This window comes from Vibrio sp. Makdt (assembly GCF_027587015.1).
Taxonomy (GTDB): Bacteria; Pseudomonadota; Gammaproteobacteria; order Enterobacterales; family Vibrionaceae; genus Vibrio; species Vibrio chagasii_B.
Genome location: NZ_JAPPTH010000008.1, coordinates 49186 through 66752, shown reverse-complemented (window position 1 = coordinate 66752; position 17567 = coordinate 49186). Strand labels below are relative to the sequence as shown.

Annotated in this window: 17 protein-coding genes; 8 read left to right on the top strand and 9 right to left on the bottom strand. The window is 42.7% G+C overall.

Going from position 1 to position 17567, the window contains the following annotated elements:
* Window positions 1-133 precede the first annotated feature (133 nt).
* From malE to malG, 3 genes are all read left to right on the top strand, one after another.
* Window positions 134-1318, top strand: coding sequence for a maltose/maltodextrin ABC transporter substrate-binding protein MalE (gene malE / locus OH460_RS12015; protein ID WP_061032154.1), 1185 nt, complete (start codon window positions 134-136; stop codon window positions 1316-1318).
* A gap of 80 nt (window positions 1319-1398) precedes the next feature.
* Window positions 1399-2970: a maltose ABC transporter permease MalF gene (gene malF, locus OH460_RS12010; RefSeq protein WP_061032155.1), complete on the top strand. Its 1572-nt coding sequence runs from the start codon at window positions 1399-1401 to the stop codon at window positions 2968-2970.
* Between the two features lie 11 nt (window positions 2971-2981).
* Window positions 2982-3872, top strand: a complete 891-nt coding sequence (malG, locus tag OH460_RS12005) for a maltose ABC transporter permease MalG (RefSeq protein ID WP_061032156.1) — start codon at window positions 2982-2984, stop codon at window positions 3870-3872.
* A gap of 599 nt (window positions 3873-4471) precedes the next feature.
* Here the strand turns inward: malG and OH460_RS12000 are convergent.
* From OH460_RS12000 to OH460_RS11985, 4 genes are all read right to left on the bottom strand, one after another.
* The gene (locus OH460_RS12000; protein ID WP_032498029.1) at window positions 4472-4717 is read right to left on the bottom strand and encodes a hypothetical protein; all 246 of its coding nucleotides are present in this window, start codon (window positions 4715-4717) and stop codon (window positions 4472-4474) included.
* Window positions 4718-4995: 278 nt separating this feature from the next.
* Window positions 4996-5499, bottom strand: coding sequence for an acyl-CoA thioesterase (locus OH460_RS11995; RefSeq protein WP_008215795.1), 504 nt, complete (start codon window positions 5497-5499; stop codon window positions 4996-4998).
* Between the two features lie 361 nt (window positions 5500-5860).
* Complete coding sequence (locus OH460_RS11990) at window positions 5861-7483, bottom strand: peptide ABC transporter substrate-binding protein (protein ID WP_269997363.1); 1623 nt, start codon at window positions 7481-7483, stop codon at window positions 5861-5863.
* Window positions 7484-7674: 191 nt separating this feature from the next.
* Window positions 7675-8568 (bottom strand): DMT family transporter, encoded by an 894-nt coding sequence (locus tag OH460_RS11985; RefSeq protein ID WP_128165016.1) that lies wholly within the window; start codon window positions 8566-8568, stop codon window positions 7675-7677.
* Between the two features lie 99 nt (window positions 8569-8667).
* Between OH460_RS11985 and OH460_RS11980 the strand changes: the two genes are divergently transcribed.
* From OH460_RS11980 to OH460_RS11960, 5 genes are all read left to right on the top strand, one after another.
* The gene (locus tag OH460_RS11980; RefSeq protein ID WP_269997360.1) at window positions 8668-9456 is read left to right on the top strand and encodes an AraC family transcriptional regulator; all 789 of its coding nucleotides are present in this window, start codon (window positions 8668-8670) and stop codon (window positions 9454-9456) included.
* Window positions 9457-9666: 210 nt separating this feature from the next.
* Window positions 9667-10914, top strand: coding sequence for a hypothetical protein (locus OH460_RS11975; RefSeq protein WP_269997358.1), 1248 nt, complete (start codon window positions 9667-9669; stop codon window positions 10912-10914).
* Window positions 10915-11317: 403 nt separating this feature from the next.
* Window positions 11318-11896: a DUF2913 family protein gene (locus OH460_RS11970; RefSeq protein ID WP_269997356.1), complete on the top strand. Its 579-nt coding sequence runs from the start codon at window positions 11318-11320 to the stop codon at window positions 11894-11896.
* Between the two features lie 131 nt (window positions 11897-12027).
* Window positions 12028-13260 carry a methyl-accepting chemotaxis protein gene (locus OH460_RS11965; RefSeq protein ID WP_269997354.1) on the top strand — a complete coding sequence of 411 codons (1233 nt, stop codon included), beginning with the start codon at window positions 12028-12030 and terminating at the stop codon, window positions 13258-13260.
* Window positions 13261-13540: 280 nt separating this feature from the next.
* On the top strand, window positions 13541-14335 hold the full coding sequence (locus OH460_RS11960; protein ID WP_269997352.1) for an endonuclease I family protein: 795 nt from the start codon (window positions 13541-13543) through the stop codon (window positions 14333-14335).
* 120 nt (window positions 14336-14455) lie between these two features.
* Here OH460_RS11960 and OH460_RS11955 read toward each other — a convergent pair whose 3' ends face one another.
* The 5 genes from OH460_RS11955 to OH460_RS11935 form a co-directional block, all read right to left on the bottom strand.
* Window positions 14456-15181 carry a 2'-5' RNA ligase family protein gene (locus OH460_RS11955; RefSeq protein ID WP_269997350.1) on the bottom strand — a complete coding sequence of 242 codons (726 nt, stop codon included), beginning with the start codon at window positions 15179-15181 and terminating at the stop codon, window positions 14456-14458.
* 125 nt (window positions 15182-15306) lie between these two features.
* A complete protein-coding gene (locus tag OH460_RS11950; protein WP_105058448.1) occupies window positions 15307-15792 on the bottom strand; it encodes a GNAT family N-acetyltransferase in 486 nt (161 codons plus the stop codon).
* Window positions 15793-15849: 57 nt separating this feature from the next.
* On the bottom strand, window positions 15850-16227 hold the full coding sequence (locus OH460_RS11945) for a nuclear transport factor 2 family protein (protein WP_269997347.1): 378 nt from the start codon (window positions 16225-16227) through the stop codon (window positions 15850-15852).
* A 110-nt stretch (window positions 16228-16337) separates the two neighbouring features.
* Entirely contained in the window at window positions 16338-16748 is a 411-nt protein-coding gene (locus OH460_RS11940) for a cytidine deaminase (RefSeq protein WP_269997345.1), read from the bottom strand.
* Between the two features lie 30 nt (window positions 16749-16778).
* Complete coding sequence (locus tag OH460_RS11935; RefSeq protein WP_008215773.1) at window positions 16779-17192, bottom strand: RDD family protein; 414 nt, start codon at window positions 17190-17192, stop codon at window positions 16779-16781.
* Between the last annotated feature and the right edge of the window lie 375 nt (window positions 17193-17567).

Below are 17567 nucleotides of genomic sequence, written 5' to 3'. Positions count from 1 at the left end.
AATTTAAGCCATAATAGCTAGGGCGTAGTGGCTAGGATGATGAGCTAGGGGCTGTTTTCTCAGATCATAACCGTCGAAAACTGGCTCGTCTTGTTAGATGTGCCCTACGTATAAATATAAAAAGGATATTCACATGAAAAACGCTCTAAGCGCTGTAGCTCTAGGTACATTAGTTGCTCTGGGTTCTTTTGGTGCAAACGCTGCTATCGAAGAAGGACAACTAACAATCTGGGTAGGTGGTGACAAAGCTTACGAAGGCATGGCTGAAGTAGGCAAACGCTTTGAAGAAGATACTGGTGTTAAAGTAACAGTAGCTTTCCCTGACAAACTAGAAGAGAAGTTCTCTCAAGTTGCAGCTGCTGGTGACGGCCCAGATATGATTTTCTACGCACACGACCGTTTCGGTGGTTTCGCGGAAGCAGGTCTTCTTGTTGATATCAAACCTTCTAAAGAGACAAAAGAAGGTATCGTAGACTTCGCATGGGACGCAGTTTCTTACGAAGGTAAGACAATCGCATACCCTGTTGCTGTTGAGTCAGTTTCTCTAATCTACAACAAAGCACTTGTTCCTAACCCACCTAAGTCTTGGGAAGAGATCCCAGCACTTAACGCTGAACTTCAAAAAGAAGGCAAGAAAGCGATCATGTGGCCTCTACGTGGTGGCGCATACTTCACATGGCCTCTACTAGCAGCTGACGGCGGTTACGCATTCAAACAGACTGCAGAAGGTTACGACATTAAAGATGCGGGCGTAGCGACTGATGGTGTTCAGAAGTCTCTAGGTTTCATCGAGAAGATGGTACAAGACAAAGTTATCTCAGCGGACATGGACTACTCAGTAGCTGAGTCTGAATTCGTTGCGGGTAACGTTGCAATGACTATCAACGGTCCTTGGGGCTGGGCAAACATCGAGAAAGCTGGCGTAGACTACGGCGTAGCAACATTGCCTAAATTCAACGGTAAAGCGTCTAAGCCTTTCGTTGGCGTATGGGCTGGTGGTATCAGCACAGCTTCTCCAAACCGTGACCTAGCGGTTGAGTTCATGGAAAACTACCTTCTGACTGATGAAGGTATGAAGAGCCTAAACGACGACAAGCCACTAGGCGCTGTTGCTCTAAACTCTTTCCAACGTCAACTAGACAGCGACACTCGTATCGCAGCAACAATGGACAACGCGATGAACGGCGAAATCATGCCTAACATCCCTCAGTTCACAACGTTCTGGTACAGCATGGAAGAAGCGATCGGCAACGTAGTTGATGGTCGTCAAACAGTAGACCAAGCACTGAAAGGTGCTGAATCTCGCATGACTAAGTAATAACTAAGCACTACCTTTTAAGGAGGGGGCAACCTCTCCTTACTTTTCAATTTTTATCTATATCGCTAGCAGGTTCCTCTATGCAGTCAGTTCAAGGTACAGATGCTATCCCAGCACCATCAAGCCTTCCAGGCAGTAAAAGCGTCTTCATCAAATGGGGGTTGCTTGGTAGCGTTGGCTTAATTAACGGCTACGCTACAATTCTAATGTATTCTCGCGGTGAGCTTGCTTTTGCATTGCTTACTGTGATCTTAACGGCTTTGGCACTTTACATTTTTGGTAGTAAGAAAACTTACGCCCACCGTTATATCTACCCAGGTATTGCCGGAATGATCCTGTTCATTCTTTTCCCATTGGCATACACAGTAGGGCTCGCGTTTACTAACTACAGCGCAAAAAACCAACTCTCTCTAGAGCGTACACAAACCGTTCTTCTAGACCGCTCTTTCCAAAGCGGCGAAAGCTACCCATTCACTTTGTACAAAACAGATAACGGCCACCAGATCGTGGTTAAAGATGGCGATCAACTGTTAGCGACTGACGTATTTTCTTTAGAAGGTATGACAGCGACAGACATGGACCTATCAGTTATCGAATCGACTCAAGGTGAAAAAGAGAAGATCAAAGCGATCATCCAAAATAGAGCAGCGATCAGCGGTGTTGATTTCCACCTGCCAAACGGTGATGACATCCGCATGAGTGGCTTACGTAAGTTTGCTTCAGTTGCTCCGCTTTATACACTTCAAGAAGATGGTGAAACACTGGTTAATAATGAAACCGGTGATGTTCTAAAGCCAAATATGGATGTGGGGTTCTATCAACCTGTTGACGCAAATGGCGAATTTACGGGCAACACAATCTCTCCTGGCTTTGTAGTTGGCATCGGCACACATAACTTTGAGCGTGTGTGGAAAGATGACGGTATTAAAGAACCTTTCATTAGTATCTTCATTTGGACGGTTATTTTCTCTGTATGTACAGTTGCGTTCACACTGGTTATCGGCCTTGTGCTTGCAAACATCGTACAGTGGGAAGAGCTGAAAGGCCGTTCCGTTTACCGAGTTCTACTGATTCTGCCTTACGCAGTACCAGCGTTTATCTCGATTCTTATCTTTAAAGGTCTATTCAACCAGAGCTTTGGTGAGATCAACATGGTACTTGAGAATATCTTCGGTCTAAGCCCGAACTGGTTCTCTGACCCGATTCTTGCGAAAACCATGGTGTTGATTGTAAACACATGGCTAGGTTTCCCTTACATGATGATTCTGTGTATGGGTCTGCTTAAAGCGATTCCTGATGACCTATACGAAGCGTCAGCAATCGATGGTGCGAACTTCTTGGATAACTTCAAGCGTATCACGTTCCCATTGATGATTAAGCCGCTAACACCGCTACTGATTGCAGCGTTTGCCTTTAACTTCAACAACTTCGTAATGATTCAATTATTGACAAACGGTGGCCCGAACATGATTGGTACTTCTGAGCCAGCGGGTTACACAGACTTGCTTGTAAGCTACACCTACCGAATTGCATTCGAAGGCGGCGGCGGTCAAGACTTTGGTCTAGCAAGTGCTATCGCGACGCTTATCTTCCTATTGGTTGGTGCACTAGCGTTACTAAACCTTCGTTTCACTAAACTGTCTCAAGATTAAGGAGCACGACAATGGCTATGGTACAAGGTAAAGGCCTTAAATACCGAGTGTGGGCAACACATGCACTGTTGTGGTGTTTCCTGGCAATGATTATCTTCCCACTACTGATGATCATCGCAATTTCGTTCCGTGAAGGTAACTTCGCAACAGGTAGCTTGATTCCAGATAACCCATCTCTGGAGCACTGGAAACTTGCACTAGGTATCTCAGTAACAAACGCTGATGGTTCGGTAACTGCACCACCATTCCCAGTACTGACTTGGTTGTGGAACTCTGTGAAAGTTGCGGGTATTACATCGATTCTGATTGTGGCACTGTCTACGACATCAGCTTACGCGTTTGCTCGTATGCGCTTTAAAGGTAAGAACACAATCCTGAAAGCGATGATGATTTTCCAAATGTTCCCTGCGGTATTGGCTCTTGTGGCAATTTACGCATTGTTCGACAAACTTGGACAATACGTACCATTCTTAGGCTTGAATACGCACGGCGGTTTGATCTTCTCTTACTTAGGCGGTATCGCATTGCACGTATGGACGATTAAAGGCTACTTTGAGACGATTGATAACTCTCTAGAAGAAGCTGCAGCATTGGACGGTGCAACGCCATGGCAAGCATTCAGACTGGTTCTACTGCCGTTGTCTGTGCCAATTCTAGCGGTTGTGTTTATCCTGTCGTTCATTGCAACAGTGGGTGAGGTTCCAGTAGCTTCTATTCTGTTAACTGATGTGAACTCTTACACGCTAGCAGTAGGTATGCAGCAATACCTATACCCTCAGAACTATTTATGGGGTGACTTTGCGGCAGCAGCTGTACTTTCAGCGCTTCCTATCACTATCGTGTTCTTACTTGCTCAACGTTGGTTAGTTGGCGGTTTGACGGCAGGTGGTGTAAAAGGATAAGCTGTATCCTATAAGAAAGAAAAAGAGCGACCTTCGTGGTCGCTCTATATTGGCATTTTTATTACATCATTTGGTTTGGCCGCCGATCAGTAATAAAAATAACCCTCAGGTTACGCATAGCTGGCTACTAATCAGGTTCCTTACGCTATTAATGATTAGTGGTTTTTGTAACTCTAACCCAGGTACTTACTTGGGTTTTTTTATGTCTGCTACTTTAATCTTGTCTTTGTGTCAGCTTTACTCGTTCACTGTCTATCCAGCGCGGTTGTTATGTTTACAACGGCTTAAGTATTCAAAGTTTCGAGTCACTTCTCTCCTAAATACCAACTACTTCATCTCGTTTGCTTATAGAAATGAACTAGTCTCACAAATCAGACATTCAGTATAAGGGGCTATTAGCCTATTGATATATTGCTAATATTCCATTGCGTGATACTTCAATGATTTGTATGCAACAACCTCTGCAATTGCACGGAAAATGTATATGGAAACGAGGCGCCGGTGCAAACTCTCTACTGGCCATTTGTTCGGTTTATAGGTGTGCTTTTATGTATAGATTTTAGGGTGTGTTATCGGAAGTGGAGGAAGCAATAATTAAACTAGAACTCTTTACTCGAAGGTGCACAACCAAGGTGTTGCAGTAATACATAGATACTTTCTTGATCTAAGGCCACGCGACGAAACAGGTCCGCAAACGTCGAGTCACCGCCGAAACAGGTTTGGATGTAGTGGTTGATCTCATTACTGTCGTAGCCTTCGACGTACAAAGTTCTTACCCATTGGTACTCAACAGCCTTCAAATTATTCAGTGTAGCTTCGCTAAGAGTGGGGCGTGTGACGCTCAAGTGTGGCTCCGGGAAATTTAATACATCCATTATGATTGGCGGTATTTAACCAGAGCAAAATGACGACTTTATTACAGTCAAAATAAATCATTGAGCTTAGGGCAATTCATTCTAAGTGTTGGCAGAGAATCACGCTCTATGAGCGTAACAGAGTGCTTTTGGGGCTTATTGATAGGAAGGTAGGGGTAGATAAACGAATGCCAAGCGAGTGCCTGGCATTGAAACTATTTGGGCTGAAAAATAGCTGTTAAATGATACTGTGGGGCTAATGATTAACCTTATTTCAGGTACTTCACGTGCGCTTCCATCTCTTCACCGATCTGCTTTCGCATGTTCATGAGGCGAATCGCTGAATCTCTTAGTTCGATGTCTTCTGGTGTTTCTGGAACCCATTCTGGGACTTTAGTCGGGTTACCATTTTCATCCACCGCAACCATAATAACGATACAGTGAGTGGTTAGTCGGTTATTCAATTCTTTAGGATCGCTGGCTTGTACATCGATAGCAATATGCATAGAAGAGGAACCGGTATAGATGACTTTTGCACTTACTTCTACCAAGTTACCTACATGGATTGGGGCAACAAATCGAATACCACCAGCGTAGGCTGTAATGCAATATTTGCCACTCCATCCCGCAGAGCAAGCATAGGCCGCTAAATCGATCCATTTCATTGCTGCGCCACCATGAACCTTACCACCAAAGTTCACATCCCCGGGTTCAGCTAAAAAACGCAGAGTAACGTCTCGTTTACCATCTTGTCGGCTATTGTTACTGCTCATGTGTCTTCCTTCATTATTATTTTATTGCATAACATGCGTGTTACTTGCTAATAACAATATACTTAAGACGAAATAATTTAAAGCGGATAATCTCAAGGTTACGAGTATTTTTTCAAACGGATGACAAGCAGGTGAAGGTTGTTGTTTGTTGGGCTTATGAGGCGGCGGACTAGGCTCATGGAGTTCGATACTGAAAAAAAACACCTAGCGCAGTGCTAGGTGTTTCTAAGCTGTTAGGTACTCATCGCGGTACCTTTATAATGTTAGCCAACTAACCGTTGTTTTATCTGGTTCGTTAAAGTGATTCTATCTTCATTACCACCAAAGTGGTAGTTAAAAGTCTTTATTGTTGAGCTCACTTTTACTGTTGTATGAAGTATAGATCCTTCGCGTAGATATTTCCTTTCGGATTGTTGTTTGGGAAGCCTTTGAGGGTATTTCGCACTAATCGAGTGTGATTGTAGTGATATAGAGGCATAACTGCTGCAGATTCGTTTAATATCGACTCAGCATGCTGGTATAAAGCAAAGCGATTAGCCTGATCTTCGGTCTTGCTTGCTTGCTGTAAAAGCTCATCGTATTCTGGATTACAGAAACCGCTTTCGTTTGCAGTGTGATCGCAAGTGAATGCTTCTAGAAGAGCAGAAGGTTCTGGGTAATCGCCAAATGCCCATGAACGAGCAAGTTGATAGTCTCCGGTTCCTTTTGCTGCGACGTATGCTTTCCATTCCATGTTTTGTAATTCAACGTTCACCCCGAGAGGCTTCCACATCGAGGCAATTGCGATGGCAATTTTTTTGTGGTTCTCGCTGGTGTTATAGGTGAGTGTGAATTTCAGAGGGTTTGCTTCGTTGTATCCAGCGTCTTCAAGTAGCTGTTTCGCTTTGGCTTTGCGTTCGACACTATTTAATGCTTCAAATACTGATTTCGGCGCCGTGTAGTTAGGAATATTATTCGGTGTCACGCTGTAGGCTTCGGGTTCACCTTGCCCTGTTACCTTATCTACTAGTATCTCACGGTCGACGGCCATGCTTAGTGCTTGACGTACTCTGGCATCATCAAATGGTGCCTGACGCGTATTGAACGAGTAGACGTAAGAACCTAGCAAAGCTTGCGCTTTAATTTGCTCTGGGCTCTCTTTGACAAGTTTTTGGTAGTACTCAAGCTGCACGCGATTGGTCATATCAATCTCACCGGACTGATAACGAATAAGCTCGGCGTTTTGAGATGATAAACCTAGGTAGGTTACCTTATTAATAACCGTTGAATCGTTATCCCAATAGTTTGGATTTCTCGTCACTTCGACGTATTCATTGGGAACCCATTTACTGAGAGTGTAAGCACCATTGGTCGCAATGTTTTCTGCACGAGTCCATTGCTCTCCTTTCTCTTCTACTAATTTAGTTGGCAGAGGGAAGAAGGTTTTAATACTCATTAAACTCATGAAGTAGGGAGTAGGTTTCGATAAGGATATTTCTACCGTACGATCGTCGAGTGCTTTAATCCCTAGCTCTGAGGGATCTTTGTCTCCAGCTAGAATTTCACTGGCGTTGACGATATTTGCCGTCGAGAAAACAAAACCGGTGTTATTGCCCGTTTTAGGAGACACGGCACGTTGCCAACCAAACACAAAGTCTGCTGCGGTCACAGGATCACCATTTGACCATTTAAGGTCGTCTTTTAAAACGAATGTGACCGTTTTGCCCCCGTTGCTGAATGTCCAACTTTCAGCTTGTCCTGGAATTATTTGTCCATCGCTGTTCTCGATAACAAAGCCTTCGAACATATCGTTGACGATAATGTCTCCTGGCATGCCAGAGTTGACGAAGCTAGGGTCTAGCGTATTTGGCTCTGCACCATTACCACGAACAAAATGCTGTTCTTTGGCGAGTAAAGTACCAGAGGGCACAGAAGCAGCAATAGCTGAAGTGGAAGAGAGTGCGATAAGCGATGAGATAAGCAGAGGTAGCTTTGGTTGAGTCATTGTAATTCCTTTTACAACTTAAACAGTACTCAATGCATTAAACATGACTCGGGCAAAGGTTGCAATACAGTAAGTGTGCATTAATGGAATTTGAAAGCGGTGTGAAAAAACGAAAATGCCTGCGGAGTAACGCAGGCATTCTTAAGTGAAACTTGTTTGTGTGTAGGAAGCTTAAAGCATGGGAATTTTGCCTAACTTTGTTGAGGTAGTGGCGCTTCCAGTCTTGGTTTTCTTTTTACTTGAGCAAGGATAACACCAGAAACGACCATGATACCGCCAATGATATGGAACTGGTTAATCTCTTCGCCTAACCATGTCGATGCTAATACAATCGCGACGACAGGCATTAGGTTCATGAACATCGCACTTGAATCAGCGCCAATCGTGTCAATTGCTTTAACCCACATCCAAGGTGCCAAAATGGAAGCCGCTACAGCTGCGTAAGCAATCAAAGGAATGGCTTGTTGTGAAGGGACGAGTTGTTCGCTCGTTAACCAAAGTGGTGCCAACATCGCGACCGCGAATATCCCTTGCATGTAGATGACTACCCAGTTGCTGATCGGCATTTTCCAACGTTTTAGCAACACGCAGTAAGAAGCGTACACACAAGCTGCGATTAACATGTAGCCATCGCCTTGCGTTAACTCCTGATGGATGAAGAATAGGGGATCGCCTTTACCAAGCATTAATGCTAAGCCTGATAGAGACAACACACCGCCTACAATACTCAAACTTGAAATCGACTTGTTAAGCAGTGGAACGCTAAGGAATACGCTGATCAATGGCACTAATGATGTAATCAAAGCCATGTTCGAAGCGGAAGTGGTTAAGCCTGCGTAGTAACCTAAAGATTGGTTCAACACCATGCCTAGAAAGCCAAGGAAAGCCAGCTTGGATAAGTTTGGTTTGATGATTGGCCACTGTTTGATAACCGAGCGAATGCAGAAAGGAGTCAGAATTAACATCGCAATAAACCAACGGTAAAAACTCATCGCGCTTGGTTCGATGGTGCTTGCAGCGAGCTTGTTGACTATCGCATTGGCACCCCAGATACAGACTGTGAAAAAAGGTAAAAGATAATGCATGTGAATTCCATCGCAAAATGAGTTGATGCGGCTAGTTTGACAGGTCGTTATACTTACAGATATCTTTAAAAAGACATCAGGCGCGATAGGAAGACAAGATTGAAAAAACACTCAAGAAACCTGCACCCATCCTTATCAATTGATAAGGCACCATCCAACGTATTTATGAATTTCGAAGCGTTCTTATCGAATACCGAAACTCGTGTCCACAGTCACCCCTGGGGGCAAGTTCAACTGATCAGTGGTGGGATTCTTGAAATGGAAGCAGAGGATACGCGCTTCCTAGCACCACCACACCTTGCGATTTGGGTACCTGCAGGGGTCAGGCATTGCAGCTATAACCGTAAACCTTTGGACTACTGTTCACTGAATATCGCACCAGAGTTAACTCAGCACCTACCAGAAAAGACCAGCCTCATTAAGATCACGCCGATAGTCTCTTCGATCATTGATGACTTTCGTCAACGTGATATCAACGTCGCACAAGCCGAACCAGACAAGAGGTTAGTCCAGGTCTTATTGGATCAACTCGCAGAGCGCCAAGTTGAACACCACTTCCTACCGTCTACTGACAACAAGTACCTTGCGCCTATTTTGGCGGCGATAGAAGAGAATCCAACGGATGAGATTTCGTTGAAAGATTGGGCGGAGAAAGTACATGCTACCGAGCGCACTTTGTCGCGTCACTGCCAAAGCGAACTGGGCATGAGTTTTACTGAATGGCGACTGCGCGTTCGTTATTTATACTCAATGGATCTGCTAAGAAATGGGCAGTCGGTTAAAGAAGTTGCGCTTACATTAGGCTACAACCAAGCCAGTCCTTTCATCAGTATGTTCAAGAAGTACTCAGGACAAACACCAGAGCAGTATAAGAATCGATTGTTGTGATTGGTTTCTTTGGACTTGATTCCTTCTAATCACTCTCAGTTACTTTTTAGATTTAACGTTTTGTTATTAATAGTAAAAAATGCGCCTTGATAGAATGCGTACACGTCGAATTATTCAAAGGTTTGGATTTGGTTATATAAGCATTTAGTTTTTTTAACGTAATTAAGTGATGATTTTTATTACCACTTGCCCTAATTACAGAGGAAAATCTTGAAGTTCCAAATCTCAATCATATCAGCGCTAGTTGCCACACTGACTGCATGCGGAGGCGGTGGTGGCGGTTCGACCCCCCCGGCTCAAAAGAAACAAACTGTAGTGCCTCAAATGTCGGTCACTCCGGCAAAAGGTAGCGTGGCTGATCCAAAAGATGATGTAGCAAAGAAATTTTCTTGCAGCCCTGCCATGTACTCGGCTAACACTATCGGTAGCACTGATATCAAAGAGTGCGAAAAGACTCTGAACCTGTTTAACATTTACAGTATTGGTTGGAAAGATGAGTTCAACAAGGGGCTAACAGCTAAGGAACAAAAAGATCTAAAAGACTTCTATGGTGTTTATGGTGCAGACGGTAGAGTCGAAAATTTCGTTAACACCAAGCAAGCGATCGAAGCAAAAGATTGGATCAGCTATTTTTACTATGACGCAAACTTCCAAGATTGCGAAGCTCGCCGTTACAAATCATATGCTAAAGAAAGCAAAGTTGGCGACGACATTACTGAGCTTCGTTATAAGTACAGTGTTGACGCCGACGCTGCTACAAACACACCCCAACAAAACATAAGTAACTACACGGCTTGGCAAAGTGACTCTGCGAAAAACACAGTGATTGGCCTAGTGACCAACATTACAAAGGGCAGTATTCAGCATAAACAACAACTGAAAAGTTTTAAATCTGATAGCGGGCGTTCTGTTGATAACGTCAGCTTCAGCAAGATGTTTAGAAATAGCTACTTTTTAGAGTCTTATGACAATGGCGAGGTTGAGTACCAAGTTGTGGGTGGCAAAGTGATTGATAGGTATTTTAAGTCAAAATCGTCAGACCCTGATACATATTATGCCGTTAACTTAATTTCTGCATATTTCCCGGATGTAGGCACCCGAATTAACTGGTGTGTTCGAGGAAGTCAACTCGTCTCAAATCAAGAGAAGCCAATCAGCGAAGCTCAATATAATCGCATTATAGATGACGGTGACTTAGGTGCTGCGTATTGCGACCCATTTGATAAGAATATTGGCAAAGTTCGTTATTATGATACGAAAGGAAACAAAGTATTAGGCAGCTCAGCTATCGCCAACGAGTTAAACAACAAGTTGGTACAAGGCACCGTTATCAAAGATAAGTTGGAGCAACGCGTTAAAAACAAGAAGCTGTACTTAGGAAAAACACATAGTGAATATTTCCAAGATACTTCTCTGGCGAATCAAGTTGACCAGATTAAAGCTGACTTGACGCAGTAGCTTTCAATTAACCTTATGCAATGAGCCATCACTAAGCTTGTCAGCTAGCGCAAATGTGTTGTTTGCGTTAGCTGCTGCAATAGTGCTTGTTCATAAAGTACATCATATGCCCTTCTCACTACGCTCTGCTATTTATGTGGCGCTACCGACGAATCTTTGATCATAAACTTAGATTTGTTTAATAAATGTGCTGTCACATCAAAGATATGTGCACGACAATATTCTTATGAAAACGAAGTATTCGTTAATAAGTAAACCCATGCAGTAGAGGCTTAATGCCGTATCTATATATTAATTATCAGCCGGATTGTTATTCACTGTCTGGGCGGTTTTATACAGATAGGCAAGGTAATTAACCTCGTTGATTTTACAAAACGTAGCAGTTCGAAAATAAAGAGTGACAATGTCGAGTTACAAATACGAGCGTTTACTCTCAACCACGATAGACAACGCTTTATTGCACCTTTGGATTTCGGTTGCCAACTCAAGAAATCATGTTTCTAGAGATGTCCGAAACCAGATATTGGTGCGATGGTTTAAGCCAAAAATAGATAAGATCCAATATAAAACAATTAAGAAAGAGATAAAGTCGATCATACAGGCTGGAAAGTATGGTACAGCCTTACTTGAAGAGCGTTTATGTGAGCTTAGAGAGCTATCCCAAAGCTACAGGGATAGGTTGAATGACATGCATAAGCTTCACTATCTACTTGAATACTTGCGAGAAGATCATGGGATAACGGCAGACCTTAATGAAGGTGTGTCTGAATATCTTCCTAGTTCTTTATATGTCTCTCAGGCACATCTAGAGCAATGCTTCTCAGATGAGCAGCAGCAAATTAAGCCATTAACGATCAGTTTATCCAATATTAACGTGGACAACTTTATTCATATTGTCCAACTGTTTGGCTTTCATAAAGTCGAACTCAATACGCATCCTACTAGCAAATTGCCAATCGTAGAGCTTTCTGTCGTTAACTAAATTGGCAGGATAGGAATTTAGTCCTTATTTATTAAGGGTATAAAACATAAAACCAGTTATTATTTTTGAAGGTGGACAGTATCATTTTTTTTAAAAAGAAGGAAAAAAGCATAGATCAACCTGATCACAATATGGATATTGTTGATTCATTGAATCGTTCTTTAGCAATGGTGTCGTTTGATACTCGCGGGCATGTGTTAGACGCGAGTGAGCCATTCTTATCACTGATGGGCTATTCACTGGATGAAATAAAAGGTAAACATCACTCACTATTTTGCTCTGACGAGATAGTGAATACTTCTCACTATACGCAGTTTTGGCGAGACCTTGCTGCAGGTTCAAAGAAAAGCGCTGTTTTTCCTCGTTACGCGAAGGGAAAGCGACAAGTTCATATCGATGCGACTTATTGCCCAATCATTTCAAATGGGGAAGTGCAAAAGGTCGTTAAAGTTGCCGCTGATGTTACCGAGTCTCATGTAAAGCAGACTCTAGACAGCGAGCTATTAGACGCACTCAACCAAACCTTTGCGACTATTTCGTTTACGCCTGATGGCAATATTTTAGATGCAAATGACAACTTCCTGAAAACCTTGGGTTACTCAAAAGAACAGGTTATTTCGCAGAATCATCGGATGTTCTGTTTTGACGAATTTTACAAAGAGAACCCTAACTTTTGGAAAGAGCTGCAATCGGGTCGAGCATTTACTGGGCGCTTCTTAAGAAAAGATCGACATGGTGGGAAAGTTTGGATTCAAGCCTCTTACAGTCCAATAAAGAACGAGCGAGGAGACGTCTATAAAGTCGTTAAGTTTGCTTCCGATATTACCAATGAAGTGCTGCAAGAAGAGGCGGCCTCGGATGCGACGTCTATTGCTTACAGCACCGCGGTAGAGACAGCACAAGTGGCAAGCGATGGGCAATCTTCTCTCGCACTGACCCGTGAGCTGTCTAAAAATGTGGTTGAAGATATCGAGAAGTCTGAAAAGTTGATTCGTCGACTGACTGAATTATCGGGCAGCATCGAAAACATTGTGCAGGTCATTGGCAATATTGCTGATCAAACGAATTTATTGGCGCTTAATGCAGCGATTGAGGCGGCTAGGGCTGGAGATTACGGCCGTGGTTTTGCCGTGGTTGCTGATGAGGTCAGGGTTTTAGCTTCGAGAACATCAGACTCAACAGAGGAAATCAGTCGAGTAGTTGCAGAGAACTTATCTCTAACCAACGATATTACTCAATCTATGGAAGTTATCAGTCAATCGTCTATCGAAACAAACGATAGGCTAGAAAGCGTATCTGTTGTGATCGAAGAGATACAAAAAGGCGCGGAAGATGTGGCTAGATCTGTCTCGAACTTAACTTAACCGAAGATAGCAGGGCGCAAGTGATTTACTTTCGCCCTGTATCACTAATATAAAGCGGCTTATTCGCGTTCGGGAGTAAGCATACCAACCCTATATACCTCCTACCCAGCATGGATCATTGCAAGTTTGTATACAGCTATACCTTACGGCTTAAATATTATGGCTGTAGCTCAAGTAAGATTTATAAACAAACAGATTGCATATAAATTGTGTTTTGTAGAGTATGGGGGCACTCATCAATGGTGGGTGAATAACAACAATAACAAGGATAATAAAAACAATGAAAATGCGTTTAAATCTAAGCCTCTTGCTGATTTCGACGGCTCTTAGTCCAGTTGCGCTTGCTAATACTAGCTACCCTGATGGTTACTACCTTGAAGCAGAGGGACTAAGTGGGGATGCCTTAAAAGATATGCTCGGTGTGATTGCTGCTCGCGGGCAAAAGCAACTCACTTACACTCAGGTGTGGTCTGCATTGAAAGACACCAACGAAGATCCGAATAACCCGAACAATGTGATTTTGTATTATAGCGGTCGTTCACAATCCAAAGACTTTACGTCATCAGGCAACAACGACAAGAATGCTTGGAACCGTGAACACCTTTGGCCAAAATCTTTTGGTTTCAAGCGCAAAGATCAGTGGGGTTACACTGACATTCATCACCTACAACCAACCGACGCAGAGATTAACTCAATTCGCTCGAACAAAGACTTCGATTTTGGTGGAGCGCCATTGAAAAAATCACCGCTTAACAAGACGGATTACGACAGCTTTGAACCTCGCGATGCGGTGAAAGGGGATACCGCTCGTTCGCTTTTTTACATGGCGGTGCGCTATGAAGGAAATAACGCGAAAATGCCGGACTTGTACTTAGTTGATGACACGTCGAGTTCTTCAGGGCAACCTAAGGTTGGAAAGCTGTGTACATTACTGCAATGGCATAACGCCGACCCTGTCGATGATTGGGAACGTAATCGCCATGAAAAAGCTGTTAAATGGCAAGGCAACCGTAACCCGTTCATTGATAACCCAAGCTGGGTAAATGACATATATGACAGCCGCTGTAATGGTTGATACATAAACTGAAGTCAATGCAGTGAAGCCATCCTAGTGATGGCTTTTTATCTTGCGAACACTTTATTAGTGAGTGCTATTTGCAGTAGAGAACACTTAGTGTATCGATAAGCAACGTCGTTAAGCTTCAGCTAAGCTCTTTGTGTTTGTGTTGAGTGATATGCAGGTTCTAGATAACGATTGAGTGATATCCAAGTGTTGGTACCAGTTATTGAAAACCAGTTCGAAGTCATTAAGAGTAATCCGACCAAACGTATGATTTCGATATTGCTCACAGAGGTTAAAAAGTCGCTGAGCATTATTGATTGGTGATTTAAAGCGAATCAAAGAGCTGTGAGCAGTGACCTGTTTGTATCGACTATCGAAAGTGACTCGTAGCCCTTCTTCTACTAACGCTTCACGTAACTTGTTTCGGAACTGTTCAAGTCCATTACCTACAGTAAAGCCTTGGAGGATGATACAGTTTTCAGAAGCACTTATACCTTTATATTCAATCTCAATGGGTGCAATTGAACCTACAACTTTATTAAAAACCTCAATGTAGGATTGAGCATTAACCTGGGTAATTTCAAAGTTAGCAACGCATGAAATGATGGAAAGAATGGTTAAATGCAACTCTTCCCTAGGATGATAATATTGGTCGGGTTCGAGTATGTGTACAGCTTCTTGAAATCTCATTATTTCATCGAGAAGAGCATTGTTGCCTTGTTTTAGATAGGCTAGAGCAGTGATCCCTCTTCGAGTGTCGTTGGGGAGATCTAATAGATGTGAATCTAGTTCATATTGGTCGGTTTCAGATGCAACTTTAAAGCGTTGCCACATCTTGCTGTAAATATCTTCGCTCACAGGTTTCCTTCGATACTTATTGAGACAACAGGTAAGTACAGAACTTAGTCCATAGAGATGAGTGGATTAAATTCATCCTCACTCAAATATTATGTTTAGCTGTTCTATTACTCGGTTGTGTGGGTTTAGGCTTCAACAGCTCCTATTTTCTTAGACATATTAAAACCAGTAATAGAGAAGCCCACTGCTTGGTAGAGCTTCAGTGCTCTTTCATTATGGTATGCAACTCTCAACTTTATTTGTTCAATACCATGCTCCTTAAGCTGCTGCTCTAATAGGCTCAGAGCTTGCTTTCCATAGCCAGCACCTCGGTACAAATTAGATACGTAGAAGTCGTAGATGAAGGTAGATTTATCTTCTGTATTAATGGAGTGCCAAAGGTAGCCGACGAGACATGCTTGTCCATTTAACTGAGCTTCAATACAAAGAAGCGAATGCTCGTTTCCTTCAAGGCCATTCGGGAAGCAACGATGTAGATCTTTTTTAGCTAGCTCAACGGATCGCTCCATAGAGTGGCCATAGTTTTTCGCTATTTCACTGCTGTAATCGTCAATAAAATAGTCGCAGTAAGCGGGGTACTCTTCATGGCGCATTTCTCTAAGTTTAATCATGTATCTCCTTACTATGTACTTAAATAAAATCGAGATTCAAGGGGCAGATGCGATGTCTTAACTGTAGGTTAGCTCGAAAGGTAAACATGGTATGCCTTGGTGATATTTAAGCTGCCAACCAGCCTCAGTCAAAACCCATATAGAGCAACGTTTGGCATAGTTACTCATATCACCAAGTTCACTTACCAAAGCAGTCTGATATTTTAGTAAGTGTACCGAAGGGCTTAGTAAAAGGCATTCGTAGTTTTGTGAGTGAATTTTTGAGGTGGAAGGTTCCTCTGCTCTCATCATTTTGACGATAGACATAAAGTCATAGCTATCGCCACTGCGACCGACTTCAGAAAAATCGGGATGTATTAAACGCTTAATATCATTGTTGTTTTGTCGAACTTCATATTGATGAAGATCGATTTCTTGCTGAATTAAAATGTCCAATAGAGCTCCCTAGCGTAGATTTCAAATTACCAGTTATCATGTTACGTACCATCCCTAGAAGCATTGTATAGAGTGCTTAGGGGCTTCGAGGCTTGGTAATAAGCGTTTTGTTATAGAGTGGTTCCATTTACTAACGACCAGTGGTGTGGCATTAATTCACGGATAGTTTTGAACACCAGCTTATTCTCTTTTGTTGAGATAGCTGCTTTAACGTCGCCTCCCCAATGAACCAGTCTTTCTTGGCAGACTCCACAAGGAGATAGCACCAAAAACTCAGTACTCTCGTCTTCTCGACAGATACACAGAGAGTGCGTGACTTTTTCGTTCAATTTATGCGCTTCCAGAAAGGCGCCGACCTCCATACAAAGAGAAAGTGCATCATTTTTCGTATCGGGAGCAATACTAGTTAAAACTTTGCCTGTTTCCGTTCTTACAGCCGCAGCCCCGCCCCGGCCTCGCGGATACCGTTTTTTAATCAGGTCAACGGCAGCGTGATATAACTCCTGTTCTTCTTGTTCCATAGTATCCTCTCAAGCTGCCACTGTTTGTAGCTAGTTAATGATGACGGCCGTTTTCGCCAACTTGTCACCTATTCTCTGCCTCTTTTTACCAAGAATAAAAAATGCGTCGATAATGCCAAGCAATGGTGATAGCAAATTACGAAAGAGTGATTGTGTTAAACTACAACTTTCTCCTGTAACCGAATCTATAACCGAAATTCCCAGTAGTTTCTTGCCAAGACTTTGACCTCTCGGCAAACCATCAGAAAGTAGGAAGTACGAAGCTGCTATCAAGCTCGCTGACCAACCTGTTATATCTTGAGATAAGCCGATTGAATTACCTAACGAAAGAAAGAGCATGAATATGATAGCACTAATGAAAGTATCGATGAGCTCCCCTACATAACGACGCCCTGGGCTTGCTAGCTTATGAGCTGTAATTACACTGTCACTATTGTTTTTCACTTTTTCCCTTTATATGAATTGGATATTTGAGTTGCTTGATGATGTCAGGTCCACCTAGCTATGTTTTAGCGCGCTGTGACCTCCTTGGACGGATACTCTCTAACATACAGGGTCAATTAATTTGGATGATGACCCTGAAAATCGTGATGGTGTTGCCTGTAAAGAATGAACCGCGTAGCCAAATATTAAGCTATTAGCTTTTGTTGTTTTTACTCTTGGTAATATATATAAAACTTATACTTGTTAGTATTTATTAAACAGACGTCGATGCATGATCGCTTCACAAAACGGAATCTCACTATTGAGTGGTTGCGTTGTTAGGTGTGCATTTAACTTATTGACTTGGTTGTACTTAATTATTTGATGTTGTAGCGA

Coding starts and splice junctions, on each gene's coding strand:
- OH460_RS11990 (WP_269997363.1), bottom strand. CDS start 7,483: ATGACTCAACCAAAGCTACCTCTGCTTATCTCATCGCTTATCGCACTC.
- OH460_RS11970 (WP_269997356.1), top strand. CDS start 11,318: ATGTCGAGTTACAAATACGAGCGTTTACTCTCAACCACGATAGACAAC.
- malF (WP_061032155.1), top strand. CDS start 1,399: ATGCAGTCAGTTCAAGGTACAGATGCTATCCCAGCACCATCAAGCCTT.
- OH460_RS11960 (WP_269997352.1), top strand. CDS start 13,541: ATGAAAATGCGTTTAAATCTAAGCCTCTTGCTGATTTCGACGGCTCTT.
- malE (WP_061032154.1), top strand. CDS start 134: ATGAAAAACGCTCTAAGCGCTGTAGCTCTAGGTACATTAGTTGCTCTG.
- OH460_RS11950 (WP_105058448.1), bottom strand. CDS start 15,792: ATGATTAAACTTAGAGAAATGCGCCATGAAGAGTACCCCGCTTACTGC.
- OH460_RS11985 (WP_128165016.1), bottom strand. CDS start 8,568: ATGCATTATCTTTTACCTTTTTTCACAGTCTGTATCTGGGGTGCCAAT.
- OH460_RS11940 (WP_269997345.1), bottom strand. CDS start 16,748: ATGGAACAAGAAGAACAGGAGTTATATCACGCTGCCGTTGACCTGATT.
- malG (WP_061032156.1), top strand. CDS start 2,982: ATGGCTATGGTACAAGGTAAAGGCCTTAAATACCGAGTGTGGGCAACA.
- OH460_RS11995 (WP_008215795.1), bottom strand. CDS start 5,499: ATGAGCAGTAACAATAGCCGACAAGATGGTAAACGAGACGTTACTCTG.
- OH460_RS11965 (WP_269997354.1), top strand. CDS start 12,028: ATGGATATTGTTGATTCATTGAATCGTTCTTTAGCAATGGTGTCGTTT.